The 18414-nt window shown below is 47.1% G+C and carries 22 protein-coding genes and 1 pseudogene; 18 read left to right on the top strand and 5 right to left on the bottom strand.

Annotation, left to right across the window (positions count from 1 at the left end; translation table 11 throughout):
* Positions 1-44: 44 nt before the first annotated feature.
* The 12 genes from cysS to TES5_RS08355 all read left to right on the top strand — a co-directional run bounded on the left by cysS (position 45) and on the right by TES5_RS08355 (position 9445).
* A complete protein-coding gene (gene cysS / locus TES5_RS08405; RefSeq protein ID WP_068561423.1) occupies positions 45-1457 on the top strand; it encodes a cysteine--tRNA ligase in 1413 nt (470 codons plus the stop codon).
* Positions 1442-1867: a Mini-ribonuclease 3 gene (locus tag TES5_RS08400; RefSeq protein ID WP_068561422.1), complete on the top strand. Its 426-nt coding sequence runs from the start codon at positions 1442-1444 to the stop codon at positions 1865-1867. The genes cysS and TES5_RS08400 overlap by 16 nt, the downstream gene beginning before the upstream one ends.
* Positions 1868-1982: 115 nt before the next feature.
* Positions 1983-2699 (top strand): 23S rRNA (guanosine(2251)-2'-O)-methyltransferase RlmB, encoded by a 717-nt coding sequence (gene rlmB, locus TES5_RS08395; RefSeq protein WP_068561493.1) that lies wholly within the window; start codon positions 1983-1985, stop codon positions 2697-2699.
* 48 nt (positions 2700-2747) lie between these two features.
* Positions 2748-3263, top strand: coding sequence for an NYN domain-containing protein (locus TES5_RS08390; protein ID WP_068561492.1), 516 nt, complete (start codon positions 2748-2750; stop codon positions 3261-3263).
* A 348-nt stretch (positions 3264-3611) separates the two neighbouring features.
* Positions 3612-4355, top strand: coding sequence for an SDR family oxidoreductase (locus tag TES5_RS08385; RefSeq protein WP_068561421.1), 744 nt, complete (start codon positions 3612-3614; stop codon positions 4353-4355).
* 16 nt (positions 4356-4371) lie between these two features.
* Positions 4372-5088, top strand: coding sequence for a flavodoxin (locus tag TES5_RS08380; protein ID WP_232309333.1), 717 nt, complete (start codon positions 4372-4374; stop codon positions 5086-5088).
* A gap of 31 nt (positions 5089-5119) precedes the next feature.
* Positions 5120-5761 (top strand): NAD(P)H-binding protein, encoded by a 642-nt coding sequence (locus TES5_RS08375; RefSeq protein ID WP_068561420.1) that lies wholly within the window; start codon positions 5120-5122, stop codon positions 5759-5761.
* 154 nt (positions 5762-5915) lie between these two features.
* Positions 5916-6953, top strand: a complete 1038-nt coding sequence (locus TES5_RS08370; protein WP_068561419.1) for an alpha/beta hydrolase — start codon at positions 5916-5918, stop codon at positions 6951-6953.
* A 5-nt stretch (positions 6954-6958) separates the two neighbouring features.
* Entirely contained in the window at positions 6959-7648 is a 690-nt protein-coding gene (locus tag TES5_RS08365; RefSeq protein WP_068561418.1) for a flavodoxin, read from the top strand.
* Between the two features lie 98 nt (positions 7649-7746).
* Complete coding sequence (locus tag TES5_RS08360; RefSeq protein WP_068561417.1) at positions 7747-8427, top strand: DUF4405 domain-containing protein; 681 nt, start codon at positions 7747-7749, stop codon at positions 8425-8427.
* A 109-nt stretch (positions 8428-8536) separates the two neighbouring features.
* On the top strand, positions 8537-8722 hold the full coding sequence (locus TES5_RS15360; RefSeq protein ID WP_198143319.1) for a LysR family transcriptional regulator: 186 nt from the start codon (positions 8537-8539) through the stop codon (positions 8720-8722).
* A 3-nt stretch (positions 8723-8725) separates the two neighbouring features.
* Positions 8726-9445 (top strand): LysR substrate-binding domain-containing protein, encoded by a 720-nt coding sequence (locus TES5_RS08355; RefSeq protein WP_198143318.1) that lies wholly within the window; start codon positions 8726-8728, stop codon positions 9443-9445.
* Positions 9446-9650: 205 nt separating this feature from the next.
* Here the strand turns inward: TES5_RS08355 and TES5_RS08350 are convergent, their stop codons facing one another.
* The 3 genes from TES5_RS08350 to TES5_RS08340 form a co-directional block, all read right to left on the bottom strand.
* On the bottom strand, positions 9651-10505 hold the full coding sequence (locus tag TES5_RS08350; RefSeq protein WP_068561416.1) for an aldo/keto reductase: 855 nt from the start codon (positions 10503-10505) through the stop codon (positions 9651-9653).
* A gap of 315 nt (positions 10506-10820) precedes the next feature.
* Positions 10821-11813: an alpha/beta hydrolase gene (locus TES5_RS08345; RefSeq protein WP_198143317.1), complete on the bottom strand. Its 993-nt coding sequence runs from the start codon at positions 11811-11813 to the stop codon at positions 10821-10823.
* A gap of 44 nt (positions 11814-11857) precedes the next feature.
* Positions 11858-12244, bottom strand: a complete 387-nt coding sequence (locus TES5_RS08340; protein WP_068561415.1) for a nuclear transport factor 2 family protein — start codon at positions 12242-12244, stop codon at positions 11858-11860.
* 226 nt (positions 12245-12470) lie between these two features.
* Here TES5_RS08340 and TES5_RS08335 point away from each other — a divergent pair, with 226 nt between their 5' ends.
* The 6 genes and pseudogenes from TES5_RS08335 (at position 12471) to TES5_RS08310 (ending at position 16319) form a co-directional block, all read left to right on the top strand.
* The gene (locus TES5_RS08335; protein WP_068561414.1) at positions 12471-13163 is read left to right on the top strand and encodes a flavodoxin; all 693 of its coding nucleotides are present in this window, start codon (positions 12471-12473) and stop codon (positions 13161-13163) included.
* 158 nt (positions 13164-13321) lie between these two features.
* A pseudogene (locus tag TES5_RS08330) lies at positions 13322-13776 on the top strand (MerR family transcriptional regulator).
* A 14-nt stretch (positions 13777-13790) separates the two neighbouring features.
* The gene (locus tag TES5_RS08325) at positions 13791-14429 is read left to right on the top strand and encodes an NAD(P)H-binding protein (protein WP_068561413.1); all 639 of its coding nucleotides are present in this window, start codon (positions 13791-13793) and stop codon (positions 14427-14429) included.
* Between the two features lie 401 nt (positions 14430-14830).
* Positions 14831-15064, top strand: coding sequence for a hypothetical protein (locus TES5_RS08320; RefSeq protein WP_143148208.1), 234 nt, complete (start codon positions 14831-14833; stop codon positions 15062-15064).
* The gene (locus tag TES5_RS08315) at positions 15045-15356 is read left to right on the top strand and encodes a YbjQ family protein (RefSeq protein ID WP_068561411.1); all 312 of its coding nucleotides are present in this window, start codon (positions 15045-15047) and stop codon (positions 15354-15356) included. The genes TES5_RS08320 and TES5_RS08315 overlap by 20 nt, the downstream gene beginning before the upstream one ends.
* Before the next feature lie 276 nt (positions 15357-15632).
* Entirely contained in the window at positions 15633-16319 is a 687-nt protein-coding gene (locus TES5_RS08310) for a phosphoribosylaminoimidazolesuccinocarboxamide synthase (RefSeq protein WP_068561410.1), read from the top strand.
* Between the two features lie 92 nt (positions 16320-16411).
* On the opposite strand, the gene TES5_RS08305 is transcribed toward TES5_RS08310, so the two are convergent.
* Both TES5_RS08305 and TES5_RS15355 read right to left on the bottom strand, forming a co-directional pair.
* Positions 16412-17563 carry an MFS transporter gene (locus TES5_RS08305; RefSeq protein ID WP_068561409.1) on the bottom strand — a complete coding sequence of 384 codons (1152 nt, stop codon included), beginning with the start codon at positions 17561-17563 and terminating at the stop codon, positions 16412-16414.
* 389 nt (positions 17564-17952) lie between these two features.
* The coding region (locus tag TES5_RS15355) for a hypothetical protein (RefSeq protein ID WP_068561408.1) at positions 17953-18414 on the bottom strand (462 nt) is incomplete at its 5' end.

Below are 18414 nucleotides of genomic sequence, written 5' to 3'. Positions count from 1 at the left end.
AAAAGGGCGTCAGCCCTTTTTTCGAAGCTGGAAAGGAGTGCGCAATGTTAAAAATCTACAATACCCTGACGCGCGAAAAAGAAGAGTTCCAACCGATCCAAAAGAATAAGGTGGGCATGTACGTCTGTGGTCCGACCGTCTACAACTACATCCATATCGGCAATGCCCGCAGCACAGTGGCTTTCGATACCGTCCGCCGCTACTTGGAATACCGCGGCTATGACGTGAATTTCGTCTCCAACTTCACCGACGTGGACGACAAGATCATCCGTGCCGCCAAAGAGTTGGGCATTTCCGCGAAAGAAGTCGCCGAAAAGTTCATCGCGGCCTTCTATGAAGATACCGCGGCTCTGCACGTCGAAAAAGCGACGCTGAATCCGCGCGTGATGGAAAATATCCCGGACATCATCGCCTTCATCGGCGATCTGATCGATAAAGGCTATGCCTATGAAGCTGACGGCGACGTCTATTACCGTACCGGTAAGTTCAAGGACTACGGCAAATTGAGCGATCAATCGATCAAGGACCTGATCGTCGGCGCCAGCGAACGCCTGGATGCGGAAGAGAACGTGAAAAAGGAAGATCAGCTTGATTTCGCACTTTGGAAAGCAGCGAAGCCGGATGAAGTCTCCTGGGAATCACCTTGGGGCTCGGGACGCCCGGGCTGGCACATCGAATGCTCGGTGATGGCGACCAAATACTTGGGCGACACCATCGATATCCACGGTGGCGGCCATGACCTGACTTTCCCGCATCACGAAAACGAAATCGCTCAGAGCGAAGCCAAAACCGGCAAAACTTTCGCGAACTACTGGATGCACAACGGCTTCGTCACAATCGGTGAAACAGCCGAGAAGATGAGCAAGTCGCTCGGGAACTTCGTGACGGTGCATGATATCCTGAAGGGAGTCGATCCGCAGGTGCTGCGTTTCTTCCTCGGAACTGCGCATTACCGCCGTCCGGTAAAATACAGCGAAAAAGCCATCGAAGAAGCCAAAATCAATCTGGAAAAAGTAAAAATCGCCTATCAGAATGCCCACTACCGCCTCCAAGATGCCGTTGCGGCACTGCCCGATGATGCCGAGCAATTGGCTTTGTTCCAGAATCTGCAGGCACAGTTCGTTGCCGAAATGGATGACGATTTCCAAGCGGATAACGCCATGTCTATCGTTTACCAGTTCGCCAAGGAATTGAACATCTACGCGGAAGGCGAAGCCGTTTCTGAAGCAGTCATCACTGCAGCATTGGCTTTGTACAAGGCAATGGTCGGCGTCTTCGGCGTCGTACTCGGTGAAGAAGCACTGCTGGATGACGACATCCAGACTTTGATTGATGAACGGACACAAGCCCGAACAGACAAAAATTTCGCCCGCAGTGATGAAATCCGCGATTACCTGAAGGATCAGGGCATCATTCTGGATGACACCGCCCAAGGCACCAGATGGAGAAGAGCATAGTGACAGAACAGAATTGGAGCTTATTGAACGGTCTTGCCTTGGCCTATGTCGGCGATGCCGCTTATGAGACTTATATCAGAACGCATTTACTAGAAAAAGGACACACCAAACCCAACCAGCTTCACCGGCGCGCGACTTTTTTCGTTTCGGCCAAGGCCCAAGCGAAACTGATGCATGTGATGCTTGAAAAAGAAGGCTTCCTGAGCGAAGCAGAAATGGATATGTACCGTCGCGGCCGCAACAGCAAGAGCCATACGATCGCCAAAAATGCGGACGTAACGACCTACCGCATCGCGACCGGCTTCGAGTCGCTGATGGGCTATCTGCATCTTTCCGGGCAAAAAGTTCGGCTTGAAGAGTTGATCCGTTGGTGTATCCAAGAAGTCGAGGAAAACAATTATGAAAAATAAACCGAACCGCGCGTTCAAGGACAGCCGCAATGCACCGAAAAAGGGCAGACCGGAACCAAAACCAAGACGACGCGATGACGCAGAAAAAGAAACACCCGAAAACGAAGACTTCGTGATGGGACGCCACCCGGTATTGGAATTGCTGCGCTCCGATCGCGATGTCAACAAACTGTTCATCCAGGATGGACTGGGCGGAGAAAAATTGGGCGACATCATCAAGCTGGCGAAGGACCGCAAGATCCAGATCCAAGCGGTACCGAAAAGCAAGCTCGACACGTTGTCCGATAACGCCGTACACCAGGGCGTCATCGCCGCTACGGCTGCTTTCCAGTATGCCGTACTCGATGATCTGTTCGAAGCGGCTGCCGCCAAGAACGAAGATCCTTTCTTCATCATCCTGGATGGTGTCGAGGATCCGCATAATCTGGGGTCCGTGCTACGTACCGCAGATGCTTGCGGTGCCCATGGAGTCATCATTCCCAAGCGCCGCGCAGTCGGTTTGACGGCGACCGTCGCCAAAGCATCGACAGGCGCCATCGAGCACGTACCGGTCGTGCGCGTCACGAACTTGCACCGCACCATCGAAGAACTGAAGGAACGCGGTGTCTGGATCTACGCCACCGACATGTCCGGGCAGGATTACCGCCAGTGGGACACAACGTTGCCGTTGGCGATGATCATCGGCAACGAAGGTAAAGGCATTTCCCGCCTGTTGAAGGAATCCGCTGATGGCCTGTTGACCATCCCGATGGTCGGCCATGTGCAGAGCCTGAATGCCGGCGTTGCAGCCGGACTGATGATGTACGAAGTTTTCCGCAAACGCCACGTTTGATCCGATTCGTAGCATCTGCGTACCAGAAAAAGCGAGGTGAAGATCCTGTTGAAGAAAGAAATCCTGATAGTGGACGGCTACAATATGATCGGCGCCTGGCCGGAACTGGTGAAGCTGAAGAACCAGGACCTAATCGAAGAGGCCAGGGATCAACTGCTGCAGGCGCTGTCCGATTATCAAAATTATGAAGGCAACGAAGTCTGGTGCGTTTTTGATGCCCAGTTCGTTCCCGGCATCACGAAAGAGTATTCTAAATACCGGGTGAAGGTCATCTTTACCGCACAAGGGGAGACCGCCGACACCTACATCGAAGGCGTCGTCAAAAAACTGCGCAACGTGCTGACCGAAGTCTATGTCGCCACCAGCGACTTGGCCGAACAGCAGCTCGTCTTTTCGAAAGGCGCCCAGCGCATCTCCGCCATGGAACTCTACAAGGACATCAAACGTTCCAAAAAAGCCTTGGAGACCGAAAGCCGCCGCTTCCGCGACCAACGCCAGCGCGGCACTTGGTCGGATGACCAGCTGGAGATCCTGCGGGAGATCTATAAGGATATGCTGGATTGAAGGCAATCTGATAGTGAACAATACAAAGAAGAGGCCGCTTCGTTTCATTGTGAAACGAGGCGGCCTCTTTTGCGTGCGGAATGGCATTTATGCTTGGGCTTTCCCCGCCAACAGGGCGTCGGCGGGGAAAGTCAGTTCAAAGGACAGTCAGAAAACCCGCCAAAACTGCCTTGGCGGGGAAAAACGCCCCCGGACAACACGAGATTCCCCGCAAAAACCATTTTGGCGGGGAATCTCGCCACGAACTCGAAGCTCAGGACATACACCCGACTGAAATTTATTTTTGGCTTGCTGTGGAGTCGACTTCAAGGTGTAAACTATAATCGTATTGAAAAGGAGGAAGAGGTTATGACTGAAAAAAAAGTAGCCGTTATTGCAGGAGCTTCGAGCGGGATTGGTGAAGCAACAGCAAAATTATTAGCGGAAAATGGTCTCATCGTTGTTTTGGCGGCCAGACGAGAAGAACGTCTGAAAGAGTTGGCAGAAGAAATCAAATCAAATGGTGGCGAAGCCTTGTATCAAGTGACAGATGTCAGAAACCATTCAGATGTAGAAGAATTAATCAAAGTAGCCATCGAGAATTTTGGGAAAGTTGATATTTTGATCAACAGTGCAGGGATTATGGCCCATTCACCATTAAAAGACAAACGCATTTCGGATTGGGACAATATGATAGATATTAACCTCAAAGGAACGCTTTATGGGATTGGAGCAGTCCTCCCGTACATGAATGCCAAAAAATCCGGCCATATCATCAACATTTCATCCGTTGCTGGACATTATGCGCATGCAGGAGGAGCAGTATATTCAGCAACCAAATGGGCAGTTCGCGCAATCAGTGAATCTTTGAGGGAAGAGGTCGCTAAAGACGGATCAAATATCCGTGTCTCGGTTATTTCTCCCGGTGCAATAAATACGGAGTTATTGTCTTCAATGACAGATGCCAACTTGAGAAAAAATTATGAAGAATTTTACGAAAATTTCGGGATTCCGGTTGAGCGTGTGGCTTCAGTGATTCAACAGGTGATTAACGTACCAGCTGATTCCGCTTGGAATGAAGTGATTATCCGTCCTACGAAACAAGTTCAATAAGGAAGAAGGAATGGCATTGAAAAGAATACTTCACATTGCTTTGGCTAGTGGATTTTTACTGGCGGGATGTACTGGAAATGGAGCGGAGAACAGCATGAATCAAGCGAACAAGTCTGAAGAAAGTCAAAGCTCGATAGAACAATCCACTTCCTCATCATCGGTTGAAATAATCGGCACCGGACAATACGGGAGAGGCGCGCAGTCAGACGGTCAGGATACAAACAGCACGGAAGAACCTATGCGCATACTGACGGAAGATGCTGATGCGATCATCATTTATTTCTCAAGAAGCGGAAACACGGAGAATCTGGTCAAAATGATCTATAACGAGACGAATGCCGATGTTTTGGAACTGACGCTCTCCGAACCGTATCCGGAAGATTATGAAGAAACTGTCGAACGGGCAAATGCAGAAAGGGATAGCGGCAACTTCCCCGAAATCAACACGGAAATACCTGATTTTAGTCAGTACGATCGGATTTTTCTTGGGTATCAAACATGGGCAATGACGCTATCGAACCCGATCATCAGTTTTTTGGGAACCAACGGGGAGTTGATCGACGGGAAAACCATTTACCCATTTTCATCTAATGCGGGATACGGAGAAGGAAATTCGCTTCAGCGGATGCAAGAAATATTGCCAAACAGCATGATTGAAGAGAGCTTTACCGTGGAAGATGAAGCTGTTGTTTCCTCCCAGAATGAATTAGCTGAGTGGGTAGCGGATCAGTAGTGCAAAATCCAAAGAAAGAAGGAAACTCTTTATGAAAATTCTAATTTTAGGAGCAGCAGGTCAAATCGCTGTAAAATTAACCGATTTACTTTTAGAAGAGACAGATATAAATCTAGTTCTTTATGCACGCCATGGCGAACAGTGCATTACAAGACAAGACCATCGTGTGAATGTTATTTCTGGTGATTTTCTCGAAAAAGAAAAATTGATCCTTGCCATGAAAGATATCGATGCAGTTTATCTGAATGATATGGGAAATACAGAAGCTGTAAAAATCATTGTGGAAGCTATGCAAGAAGTAGGAATCAAACGTTTCATAGGAGCATCCATTTTAGGGATTTATGATGAAGTAGTGGGCAAGTTCGGCGAGTGGAATCATGCAATGATCGGCACTAGTCCTCGCATGCAAGCACAAAAAGACTCAGCGAAAGTTGTTGAAGAATCCAATCTTGATTACATTTTGCTGAGATTAACTTGGTTGTACAATCAACCGAAGAATGAAGCCTACGCGTTGAGCTTGAAAGGCACTCCATTTAAAGGAGCTCAGGTGACCCGTGAAGCCGTGGCTAGGCTGATTGCAGATCTGTTAACCGGAAAAATATCTTATGACAAGGAAAGCCTTGGGGTCTATGAACCCGGAACAGAGCTCTTCCCTAAACCCACCTTTTATTGAGAGAAATCTTAAAAACTAACTTGAGTGCCGCTGCCATTTGAACAGGATAACAAGCAGTAACCTTTGGGTTCATGCTGCATAACGAATCGAGACTTCTTCTGAAGCCTTGATTTTTTTATAATGAAAGTTATTAAAAATCACCGGGGGTCAGGTCATGCGAAGAAAAAAACTTTTGATGCTTCTTTCACTTATGATCATTTTCTTTTCGGGCTGTTCTGCAAACATGGATCCTCAGGAGGATACCCCATCGCAGGGGAGTGGGCGCTTTGGCACCACGACGCGTTCCGCTGAGGCAGAAGACGAACTACCAACTGTAGCTGCACAGTCCCGTGTCGTCGATATCATCAACTTACCCGAGTTTGACGAGTTTGGCCGCTTTCTTTTTCCGACAGAGCGCGGAATGCCGGACAGCAGCATGCAGCTAAGCGCCATCGGCTCCTTGTTGCCTTATCATAACCATATCGACACGGATACGACCCTGGATGTCATCAACGAGATGCTGAGGATGGTAAGGGACGGAGATACCATCTTCTATGAGATTTACAGTGATGAAGAAAAGGAGGCTGACCCGACAAAAGAAAATACGGGGTTGTTTTTCTTCCGGGGAGAAACGGATGCGCCTTTTGCGGTCATCAGCGCAGGGGGAGGCTTTTCCTATGTCGGCTCCATCCATGAGAGTTTTCCACACGCATTGGAACTGAGCCGCAGAGGCTATAATGCATTTGCCTTGCAGTACCGCACCGGTGGAGCAGATGTTGCCTGCGAGGATTTGGCGAGGGCGATTTCCTTCATCTTCACCCACGCAACTGAATTGCGAGTGAACACTGACGGCTACTCCCTTTGGGGCGGATCGGCAGGGGCGCGGATGGCAGCCTATCTGGGATCGTATGGTCCTGCAGCCTTCGGAGATGACGATCTGCCCCGACCCGGAACCGTTGTGATGCAGTATACAGGCCACACGGATTATACGCAGAACGACCCACCCACCTATGCCTGCGTGGGGGAAAGCGACGGTATAGCCAGCTGGCGCACTATGGAGCAGCGCATCGACAACTTAAGCGCACTCGGCATCGATACAGCATTCCAAAAGTATCCTGATCTCGGGCATGGTTTCGGACTGGGAATCGGGACTTCGGCAGAAGGATGGATCGACGATGCTGTAACTTTTTGGGAAAAACACATGGAGGAGTGACATCAATGAAAAAACTATTTGCAATCACAGCGGCCCTTTTGTTGGCCGTCCATCTCAGCGCTTGCGGTAGAGAAGACACAGATACAACAGCCAACACTTCCGCGGCCAATTCTTCCGGCGAAAGCCTTTCATCCATCGACAGCTCAGCTGACATACTGATCGCTTATTTCTCCGTACCGGAAGATGTAGATACGCAAGGTGTGGATGCGGTGGCGGGAGCCAGCGTTGTGCTGAATGACGGCGAGAAGATGGGGAATACGGAATATGTTGCCGATTTGATCCAGCAGACCATCGGCGGAGAGCTCTTCCGCATCGAAACCACCGCCAGCTATCCGCTCGATCATGATCCGCTGGTGGATCAGGCCGCAGACGAACAGGATAATAATGCCCGTCCGGAACTTGCCTCCCATCTGGAAAACTTCGATCAGTATGAAGTGATTCTGTTGGGATTCCCGAATTGGTGGGGAGACATGCCGATGCCTGTATACAGCTTTTTGGAGGAGTATGACTTCGGTTCAAAGACGATCGTTCCGTTCATCACCCATGGCGGCAGCGGTTCATCCGATACAATCGAAACGATTTCCGAAATACAGCCCGGCGCTCTGATATGGGATGATGCCCTGGTACTTTCTCGAAATGATGTGGTAGACAGCGAGGAGGAAGTGATTTCCTGGGCTGAAGGCTTAGCATATTAGCCTATCCGCAAACCGCGGAGACTGATTTTTGGCTATAGCCAACATTTATCATTTTCCGCAGATCGCCAAAGAATAAGTGTAATGAAGGAGGCGGTCCAATGAAGCCGATTAATATCAAAAAAATGACAATCGATAGCGCTATGCCGATCGGCTTGCTGCTCTTGATGAGCTATGGGCTAGTGGGGCAAGTTATTCATGAATGGATCGGGGTAGGGATGTTCATTTTGTTCATTTGGCACCATATCCTCAATAGCAATTGGAGTAAAAGTTTGTTCCGGGGAAGATACAATGCATACAGGCTCGCACAGACAGCGCTTGTTTCCGCAATGCTTCTGTGTACGGTCGGGCTCATGGTCAGTGGCATTGTGCTTTCCCGACATGTTTTTTCCTTTCTGCCCATCAACGGCGGAAGACAGCTGGCGAGAACCATCCATCTGCTGTGCGCTTATTGGGGGTTTGTTCTTATGAGTGTGCATCTCGGCTTTCACTGGAACAGAATGATGGGGATGATGCGCAGACGCAAGAAGAAAGAATCTTCGGTTTCTGCAAAGCTTCTTCGCAGTCTGACGGCAGTATTCGTTGCATACGGTGTCTACGCCTTTATTTTCCGGGAAATCGGGACCTATATGCTATTGCAGAGCCAATTCGTATACTTTGACTTTGAAGAGCCACTGATGCTGTTTTTTCTGGACTACGTTGCAATCATGGGGTTGTTCATCTATATCGGGCATTATGCAGAGGTGTTGTTGAGAGGCAGAAAAAAAAAGGCAAGAAGCTGAAAAGCGCTCCTTTCTTTTTTGTATTTCGATAAGCAAAATTGGTATAATCAAGGCTATATAGCCTGATCATGATAGGGACAGATTTGAATGCAGGGAGGCAAGGACTAGTATGTATAATCCACAACTCGATACTTTTCTTGTCGTTGCGGAAACAGGCAGCTTTTCAAAAGCATCCGAAAAATTGTTCATTTCCCCAACGGCAGTAAGCAAACAGATCAATCATCTGGAGAGCAAAATCGGACTAACCTTGTTCAACCGAACGCCCAGAGGCATGACCTTGACTGCTGCCGGGTAATCGATGTACAGAGACTCCCTTTGTCTTATTCAATACGCCAAAGATTCCATATCCAGGGCCGAAAATGCTGAGGACGGGAATGACTGTACCATAAGGATAGGAACATCGGTCATGACCTCCTCCCAGTCCATTGCGGAGATATGGTCAATGCTAAGGCTTTCTGAGCCGAACTTCAAATTTCAGTTGGTATCTTTTGAAAACACGCCGGAGAATGCTCGTGAAATTTTACGAAATTTGGGAGAAAACATTGATATTGTTGCTGGTGTGTTTGATGAAAATTTTTTGCAAAGTCGAAAATGTTCAACAGTGGAACTCTCAAGAGAACCCATTTGTGTCGCATTATCGATCTATCATCCTTTAGCCAAGAAGGACAGCCTTGAAATCAGCGATCTATATGGAGAAAACCTGATGATTATCCGAAAAGGATGGAATACTTATGTCGACAAACTTAGGGATGATCTGTGGAACCATCATCCGCACATCACGATAAAAGACTTCTCCTTTTATGACATAGAAATATTCAATCGATGCGCCTCTTCAGATGAGCTGCTGATGGCAATCGGAAAATGGGACAATATTCACCCGTTGGTAAAAGTCATACCTGTTTCATGGAAGCACACAATTCCGTTTGGACTGCTGCACTCCCCAAAGCCAACAGCAAAAGTGCAAAAACTGTTGGCCGCCATCAACAGATCACCTCTGTCGGAAATCTCGACGAGATGATAAGGAACATAAAGAAGCCCGAAAGGGAAGCTGCAGCCACAGCTTCCCATTCGGGCTTCTTTCGTTAATTGTCCTTATATTTTTGCGCTCAGGCTCCCACCTTGTCGGGCAGATGCACTGTGAACGAGTTGCCGAGGGGATAGGCAATAAAAAAAGAGGCGAGATCTCTCGCCCCTTTTCACTAAGTTGATGACTTTATTCCAAATTAATATGATTTTCCGATATAACCAGCTAAGTTTTCAATTGTTTGCGCATCGTGGTGGTCAGCGTATACGGTGGTATCTGTGTTGATTGCAGCAATTTTTGCCATATCATCTGCGCTTAGTTCGAAATCAAAGATGTCGAAGTTTTGGCGCACGCGTTCCGGATTTGCTGATTTGGAAAGCGAAACGACACCACGCTGTAATTGCCATCTAAGCATGACTTGCGCAGTTGATTTGGCGTATTTGTCAGCGATCTCTTTCAAAACCGGGTTGGTGAAGACGTCAAATTTGCCTTCAGCAAAAGCACCCCAGCTCTCAATTTGGATACCTTTAGATGCCATGTAGTCTTGGTCAGCTTGCTTTTGGTGGAAGACATGCAACTCAACTTGGTTCACAGCTGGCGTTACTTTGTTGAAAAGTGACAAGTTAGCTAATTGGTCGTTCTTGAAATTAGACACACCGATAGCTTTGATTTTGCCTTCGTTATAAAGTTCTTCCAGCGCACGCCATGCGCCAAAAGTATCCCCTACAGGTTGGTGAAGAAGGTAGAGGTCAACATAGTCCAGATCAAGTTTTGCAAGGGATTCAGCAAAAGCTTTTTTGGCGCCTTCGTAACTCATGTCTGAGATCCAAAGTTTTGTTGTGATGAAGAGTTCCTCGCGGGGCACGCCTGACGCTTTGATGGCTTTGCCTACTGCTTCTTCGTTACCATAGGCTTGCGCTGTATCAATAAGGCGGTAACCTGTTTTGATAGCTTCTTCGACGACTTCCTGACAAACTGCTGGATCCGGAATTTGGAAAACGCCAAAACCAACCATAGGCATCTTGATTCCATTATTAAGTGTTGTATATTCCATGTGTATCCCTCTTTCTTTGTTTTATACTTTTATTATAAAGCGTGGAGTTGAATCCATAGCAAGAGAAAAGATTTATTTTTCGGAAACTTCTTAGGCTTGCTTATCGTAATTCACGCGTGCCAACAAAAACAGACGGTGCATCCATTTTGGCAAATTGAAGAAGCGTTTGCCTTTATCGAGTTGGGAGATTTGCGCCAATTCGGTAAAAATCGGTTGGACTGATCCGATAAGTCCCTGTCCCAAGGCTAGGAATACGGATATCGTTATTTAAAGTCCTATATTGCATGGTTTCCTCCTTATTCAGTTAATCTTCTGCTATTTTCCAAAAAAACGCGGCAGCATATTGTAAAGGTATTCCTGAACGGACACGAGGTCATGGACGCCGCCGTCATTGATGGCCATGGTCAAGTTATCAGGAGTAAAACTTGGCCGTGTGCGCATTTCCTCAACCTGCGTCGTGATCAGATCGTTCGCGAAGTCTTCGGTACCGGTGGCTGCATAAATGTAATAATCATCGGATTCGAGATTGCTTTCCCGAACGGCGTTTTCCAGTACATCCACCGTCCTGACTGAATTATCGCGGCCGCCGTATACTTCGACTTCCCAGCTGTCGCCACTCATCGGACCAAAGTATCTGATGTAATCAAGGTTATGGATGAACTGGGACCACGTCGTCACCGAGCCGCCGGAAAAGCCCGCAAAAGCACGGTGCGCACGTGAATTCCGGAAAGCCTCTTCGGATATTCCCTCTGCATAGGTAGGATAGTTGCTCTCGATATAGGGAACGAGATTGTTCCTGAAATCCTGGTGGAAATGACGGATTTCATCTTCCGAACGACGGAAATCCTGTGACCGGTTTTCAGCATCAAAGGTTGGCGTAACCACAATCGTTGGCTCGATATCGCCATTTGCATGCATGTTATCCAAGATGGTGACCAAATCGGAATAGTTGAAGAAATCACCCGCAGTCATGCGCCAACCATGCATGAGGTAGAGGATATTGTACCGCTTTTCAGCATCGGCCTCATCATAGCCAGCCGGCAGATAAACATAAGCAGTCTTGGTGATTTCGGGAGGGTTATCCTGTGTGTAATCCAGGCTGGCATACTGAACCTCAACGACTCGACCGGTTTCACTCGGCCTTTCGAAGTAAGCGCTCGGAACGTCCGTGGACTGGATCCTGCTCGCTTGACCCTCGCTGTTTGCGGGGCTCTCTTGGCCCGGGTCGCTCAGCCAGAAATAAAGCATGCCCAACAATAGAACCACAGCCAGAAAACCGACACTCATTTTCGTCACGCTCTTCATCATCATCGCCTCCATTAGTCATAATACCGCTTGTCGATCCGAGCTCGTCACATTTTGTAAGCTTCGAAATCACTTGCTATCCGGGTATAGGTTTCGGCAGCCAATTTCCAGCCCGCTTCAGTCTTTGTGAAGACTTCCGAGAGGACGAAAGGATTCTGGACTTCATTTCCCCCGATCACAGCTGTCAGGATCATTTTTTTGAAAAGGATGGCGGTGCTGCCGTAGTCCTCAACGTATTCTTCTGCAACATCCACCGCTTTGAAGAGGAAGATTTTCTCGTTAAACACTTCCAGTTCCCCAGTCTTGTCGAAAGTGATGCCCATATGAACAAAGCGTGCGTTATCAGCGATGAACCCTGCAACTGCGGTCATATCATTTGCTTGCTTGGCTGCCCAAATTTGTTCGGAAATGCCTTGAATAGCGTGTGTTGTCATAATCATTCTCCCCTATCATTAATAAGTGTAATCAGGAATCAAGATTTGCATGCATTCTTGATTGTATTGATAAACCTATTGTAAACCGTGGAGTTAAGACCATAGCAAGTTTTTTCCTTATTTTATATATATTTCTTGCTATGGAGTGCACACAATACTGTACAGTGAAAGGAATCCTAGATGTTTGGATGTAAGGATAGGAATGAAATCATGAAGGGGTGAGAGGATGAAAAAATTCGTTAGATTATTGATCGGTACAGCATCACTCTTTGCTTTAGCAGCCTGCAGCAGTGACAATGGATCGAATCAAGCAACAAATGAAGCGGACGCCACAAGCGAAAGCGGAAATGCCAGTGATTCAACCGCATCCTTAAATGGCGGCTCGGGAAGGACACTGGTTGCGTACTTTTCTTATCCGGTAGGGACAGATTTGGACGTGGTAACGGGTGCCAGCGTTTTGCAAAATGATGGCGAATATCTTGGACTAGTGGAGCAGGCCTCGATCTGGATCAGTGAAGAACTCGAAGCAGATTCCTTTTTGATTGAGCCGGCGGAAGCATATCCCGATGATGTAGGGCAAATCATCGATGAAGTCAGCTCTGATGATGCACCTGATCGCGAACTGGCTCAACTAGTAGAAAACTTTGACAATTACGACACGATCTATTTGGGCTATCCGATTTGGATGGCAACACTTCCGCCGATGGTCCAGCAATTTCTGGAAAGCCATGATTTTACCGGCAAAACCGTTATCCCTTATACCGTTCATGGCGGAAGCGGCCTGGCTAACACGGTAAGAACCATCCAAGACGAGATTCCTGAGGCGACTGTGGTGACGGATGCTTTATCGGTTTCCCGAAACAACATCGAAAGCAGCCAACAAGAAATTTTGGATTGGCTGGCAGAAATAAATGAATGACTGATCAGCCTTGGTCGTTCCGATTCTGAAAGGATCACCGAAGATGAAGCAATAATGGGCTGGCTGTTTGACCAGAATCTGTAAAAGAATGAGAGAACGCAAGTCAATAGTGTTCATTTGCATATTTGAGAACGACAGTAAGACGGGGTGAGGTTTAAATGAACAGCAAGCAAGTAGCAGAAATCTTTAACCTATCGATCGATACCCTCAGATATTATGAACGAGTGGGGGCAATTCCACCGGTAGAGAGGGATAAAAACGGCTATCGGAACTATCAGACTGGAGATATGAACTGGATTTTTCTGCCAAAAATTTACGAGCGGCCGGGCTCTCAATGGAATCCCTTATCGAATTTTCCCAATTAGCCCAAATGGGTGCAGAACGAGATGTTTCATCCGAACAAAAAGCAATTCTCAGCGACCAATTTGAGAAAATCAATGAAAAAGTTGAGGAATTAATTAGAGTAAGCCGAATGCTGAAATACAAAATCGATACGTATGATGACCATCTTGCAAAGGCACTAAGCGGAGCATTAACTGGAGAAAATGCAGAAAAAATGTGGGAGATTGATTACTCTGATCTTAAAAACGAACAGCAACCTGTAATTATATGAGGAGGAACAAAATAATGCGTATCATGATTTTAGGTGCTGCCGGCGAAATCGGCAGAATGGTGACGGCAAATTTATTGGAGCAAACTGATTTTGATTTAACTTTGTATGGGCGCAATGTGACATCCCGGCTAGCTTCCAGTGCCAATTCACGTGTGAAATTAGTCGATGGAACTTTTGAGGATACGGCGACGATTAAAGCTAACTTAAGCGATGTCGATGCCGTTTATCTCAACTTTGTTGCTGAGGATCCTATTATTAAGTCGCTACTTAAAATAATGGAGGAAGCCGGAGTCAAGCGGTTCATCCTCGCCAGTGTTCCTGATTTGTACGAAGAAGTGACTGGTAATTTTCAGAAATGGTATCGTGCCGGTATGGGCAAAATTTGGCAGTCCAAATTACGCACAGCCGCTGACCTCGTTGAAGCCAGCGACCTGGACTATGTGATTTTGCGTATCACCTGGCTGTACAACCAAGCGGGGAATACTGCTGTTCATGTTACACGCAAAGGGGAACCATTCACTGAAGCACAAGTAACGCGACAAGCGGTATCCCAATTTGTGACGGATTTACTGACGGGCAAAGCAGATTATCATCGCGAGAGTTTGGGCGTGGGCGAACCGGGTACGGACTACGCGAAACCAAGCTTTTATTGATTTAAAGAGACCTAAGCGGAGCAGGCGAAAGAACGAAAGCAAAAAGGCAGGAACTCACCCGGGTGCGGGAAGTTCCTGCCTTTTTCTTGTTCGTATAATTTTTTCAAAACAAACTAAGGGGATGAAGATGCCGCTCAATATTTCGAGAACGGCGCTGAAATAGCTTTTGCGGTCTCGTCCGGTTCGTATCTGATCGAACCGAATAGGGGTGGATAGAGACTATTTGGCATAATCGGATGTCTGAAAAAGGGGGAATGAGAGGTAGGCATGCAGAATGAAAGACACTACTGTCGACACTCTTTAACAGAAACGGTATATGTTGGATATGTTCGCTTTGGGTGAGGTATACTGTATAGAGGCTTTAAATAATTTCTCGAGGATGCAGAAAGTGGGTAATGCTATTGAAAAAACAAACGAAAAAAATGATTGCCCCAATAGTGATTACAGTTTTGGTCATTTCCTATTTTATGTTCTACATGTGGCTGGGATTTGCTGAGTCTGGGGACATCCCTTTGCTGATGAAAATACTACTGATCGTTGTCCCCAGCGGATTGATTGTGCTGATGGTGTACTTGTTAATAGAAAGAGTCAATGAAATCAAGGAGGATGATGACGATGATCTTAGTCAATACTGATTACATAAGCGGAAAAGAATTGGAAATGTTGGGACTGGTTAAGGGGAGTACGATTCAGTCAAAAAACTTAGGACGCGATATTTCACAAGGGCTTAAAACGCTGATCGGCGGAGAGCTCAAAGCCTACAACGAAATGATGAATGAAGCCAGGGCCATAGCGACAAAGCGGATGGTTGACGAAGCGACCACACTAGGAGCGGATGCAGTGGTAAACATTCGATATGCTTCCTCTGCAATCATGCAAGGCGCAGCCGAAGTGATTGCATATGGGACCGCTGTTAAATTTAAATAAAATGACATAGGAACGCAAATGATAGCTTTCATTTGCTTTCTTTTTGTGTTCATCTACCGGTTTCCGCAGTACTTCCTGCACAAAACATACTTCGAATGAAATCCGAACGAAAAGATACACAAGTTTGTTTTTTGGTCGACTTTTAAACTTATTTATAACTGAATATGAACTTTATTCAGAATTTTTGTATTAAAATCCGGAAAAAACCTCGACAACAATAATATCCAATGGTATCATTTTTGAAAACATTGGATATTTCAGAGAAGGCGGGAAAACATGAAAGAATTGTACGACGGCAAAACAAAAACAGTCTTATTGGATGAAGCGAATAAGGAAGTCTACTTATTGTTTAAAGATAGCGCAACCGGCGAAGATGGCGTCTTCGATCCAGGCTCCAACACAGTTGGCGGCAGTGTTGCCGGCAAAGGGAAAATTGGCTTGACTGTTTCCAAATACTTTTTTGAATTGATGGAAAAAAATGGTATTCCTACGCACTACCTGGATGCGGATATCGAAAAAGGTGTCATGAAAGTTCGCCAACTGACGGTACCGAATCTGGAATTTGTTTTACGCTATTTCACGGCTGGCAGCATGTGTCGCCGTTTTACCTTGCCGGAAGGCTTGCCTTTTGACCCACCATATTTGGAAGTGACCTTGAAAGACGATGAACAAGGCGATCCATTGATTACCGACCGCTTGTGCCAAATGAAAGGCATTTTAAAGCCTGGGCAATACGATGAAGCGCTCGATATCTTAACGAAAGTCGGCGCAGTTCTTAGAGAGGCTTTAGCCGAAATGAACTTAACCTTAATCGATTTCAAAATTGAAATTGGTTATGACAATGACGGAAAAATGTACGTCGTGGATGAAATCACCCCCGACATTTGGCGCGTCAAAGATGAAGCGGGCAATATTCCCAACCAAATTGACTGTGCGCAATTGATTTTAGAAAAAATTCAATAAGCAAAAGGTGAGGTCCCAATACGGGATCTCACCTTTTTTAAATATCCGCAAAGATTCCAAAGCGCCCTCTAGTGGTGATAGTCGATCTGAGTTTAAGGATATTTCCTCATCGAAACCACTTGGATCAGGATGAGTGCTAGACTGGTCAGCAAGGTGACGAAGACGATGCTTTGGATACCGCTGAGGTTGATGACGACGGCAGCCAAGCTGGCGCCGAACGCACCGCCCAATTGGATCAAGGAACCGTTGATGCTGAGCATAAAACTGGATTTGTTATCGGTCACTTGGGCGATGCCGGTGTTGAGCTGCAGGCCGGTGAACCAGGCACTCATCAGCCATATGATAATGAAGAGCACGCTTAACCATTTCGACGGTTGGACAACAAGGATCAATAGCATCGCTGCCGTTTGGAGCACCGCCCCGAGCATCATTGACTTGGCGTATCCGATGGCATCCGATACATGGCCGCCGAGCAGGTTGCCCGTGAAACTGGCAAGGCCAAGCGCAACCAGTATCAGGCTCATCAGCGGCTCGATGGAAGGGAAAAGCAACAGCAAGTACGGTGTCGCATAGGTGTAGAAGGCGTTGTATCCCATGAACATCATCAACGTATAGGCAAGCAGCAGCAACGTTTTCCCGTCCTTAAAGAACTGCAGCTCATTTTTCAGATCCAGTTTGGTGGCTTCATGATCCGCTTTCGGCAAATACTTCAGGAAATAAACGAGAGACAACAGCATCATGGCATTCAGTATCCAAAAAATGCTGCGCCAATCCAGGACTGCGGACAAGGCGCGCGTCAACGGGATGCCGATGACAAGCGCCAAGGAACTCCCCATGATATAGAAAGCCAAGGAACGCCCTTGCCGATCCTTGGGCGAGAGCGCCAAAATCGTTGAAATGGCCAGCACACCATAACTGTTGGCGGAAATCCCCATCAGCAGCCGGACGATGAGCAGTTGCACAAAATTTTGGGCATAGATGAGCGCGAAGGTCGTCAAAATAGTCGCAAACAGCATCAATTTCAGCATCTTGCTGCGTTCGACCTTCCTGAACAGGATCAAAGTAATCGGCACTCCAAATGCAGCCCCATAAGAATACATCGTGTTCAACAGACCGGACTGGGCCACCGAGATGTCCAGCGAAACAGCCACTTTGTCCAAAATGCCGCTGAAGACAAAAGCCGTCATGGCAAGGACAAAACTCATCAAACTGAAGATCAGTAACATCATGTTTGGTTTTTTCATATTATTCTCCTTTAAAAAAGGTTATTGATTGCGGTTACAAAAGGCTGCGCCCGGATTATCCGATTAGCTTTTCCGCATATAAAACCAGTATACAGGTTAAACTGGACTTCAAGTCAAGGAGATTCGTGAAGATTTCTGTTACGGCAACAGGAAGGTAGGGGATTCCTCTTTTTGCAATGCTGACTGCTCCCCATGGATAAATCCAGGGGGTTCCAATGGCTGTTGGGACGTCACGGACCGTACTGGCGATATTTCCAAAAAAGTGGAGATGTCGTTTTTCTATTTCCGTTCTATTCCCAAAAGCCCTTAGACTTTCTCAACAAGGCGCCCGATGGCACCATTCGCGTTGAAGGCTCACAGCTGAACCTTTTGGTTGCTCTTTACATTTGTTAAGCTAATTGAAAATCTCGCAGTCCGAAATTGCAGGACTGGCGTCCGGTTGATTGGCAGAGCGTCTGGATGCAGGTGTCGTGGTGCGCCATGAAGGTCGCAAACGTCGCGCTACATTTTGTGCGGTCAGTCTCGTTGCGTGTCGGTTGGCTGTTTTTCAGGAGGAATGCACTGTACAGATCCCGTTGGACAAGCTGCCCGGCAACAAAGGTCGTACGTTCATCACGTGTCTTTTTGATATACGTATCGTTTACGTGGTTATACTGGCTGGCACGAAATTTAAAGGTATCCACCTCGTAAAGCGCACCCCCTTCTTGGGGTGCTTTTTGCTTCACGATGGCGATCAACATGGCCGGCGCATGATAGCCGATGGACTTGCCATAGCGTTTCTTGCGGTTGAACCGCCCGTTCTTGTTGACGGTCGTTTCTTTAGCCCGCTTCATCAATGCACGGAAATCCAT

This window comes from Trichococcus sp. ES5 (genome assembly GCF_900067165.1).
GTDB lineage: Bacteria > Bacillota > Bacilli > Lactobacillales > Aerococcaceae > Trichococcus > Trichococcus flocculiformis.
The sequence above is the reverse complement of the archived record's forward strand: the minus strand, read 5'-3'. Positions and strand labels throughout refer to the sequence as shown.

Coding starts and splice junctions, on each gene's coding strand:
- cysS (WP_068561423.1), top strand. CDS start 45: ATGTTAAAAATCTACAATACCCTGACGCGCGAAAAAGAAGAGTTCCAA.
- TES5_RS08360 (WP_068561417.1), top strand. CDS start 7,747: ATGAAGCCGATTAATATCAAAAAAATGACAATCGATAGCGCTATGCCG.
- TES5_RS08305 (WP_068561409.1), bottom strand. CDS start 17,563: ATGAAAAAACCAAACATGATGTTACTGATCTTCAGTTTGATGAGTTTT.
- TES5_RS08350 (WP_068561416.1), bottom strand. CDS start 10,505: ATGGAATATACAACACTTAATAATGGAATCAAGATGCCTATGGTTGGT.
- TES5_RS08355 (WP_198143318.1), top strand. CDS start 8,726: ATGTACAGAGACTCCCTTTGTCTTATTCAATACGCCAAAGATTCCATA.
- TES5_RS08400 (WP_068561422.1), top strand. CDS start 1,442: ATGGAGAAGAGCATAGTGACAGAACAGAATTGGAGCTTATTGAACGGT.
- TES5_RS08385 (WP_068561421.1), top strand. CDS start 3,612: ATGACTGAAAAAAAAGTAGCCGTTATTGCAGGAGCTTCGAGCGGGATT.
- TES5_RS08335 (WP_068561414.1), top strand. CDS start 12,471: ATGAAAAAATTCGTTAGATTATTGATCGGTACAGCATCACTCTTTGCT.
- TES5_RS08315 (WP_068561411.1), top strand. CDS start 15,045: ATGATCTTAGTCAATACTGATTACATAAGCGGAAAAGAATTGGAAATG.
- TES5_RS08345 (WP_198143317.1), bottom strand. CDS start 11,813: ATGATGAAGAGCGTGACGAAAATGAGTGTCGGTTTTCTGGCTGTGGTT.
- TES5_RS08325 (WP_068561413.1), top strand. CDS start 13,791: ATGCGTATCATGATTTTAGGTGCTGCCGGCGAAATCGGCAGAATGGTG.
- rlmB (WP_068561493.1), top strand. CDS start 1,983: ATGGGACGCCACCCGGTATTGGAATTGCTGCGCTCCGATCGCGATGTC.
- TES5_RS08375 (WP_068561420.1), top strand. CDS start 5,120: ATGAAAATTCTAATTTTAGGAGCAGCAGGTCAAATCGCTGTAAAATTA.
- TES5_RS08340 (WP_068561415.1), bottom strand. CDS start 12,244: ATGACAACACACGCTATTCAAGGCATTTCCGAACAAATTTGGGCAGCC.
- TES5_RS15360 (WP_198143319.1), top strand. CDS start 8,537: ATGTATAATCCACAACTCGATACTTTTCTTGTCGTTGCGGAAACAGGC.
- TES5_RS08370 (WP_068561419.1), top strand. CDS start 5,916: ATGCGAAGAAAAAAACTTTTGATGCTTCTTTCACTTATGATCATTTTC.
- TES5_RS08310 (WP_068561410.1), top strand. CDS start 15,633: ATGAAAGAATTGTACGACGGCAAAACAAAAACAGTCTTATTGGATGAA.
- TES5_RS08365 (WP_068561418.1), top strand. CDS start 6,959: ATGAAAAAACTATTTGCAATCACAGCGGCCCTTTTGTTGGCCGTCCAT.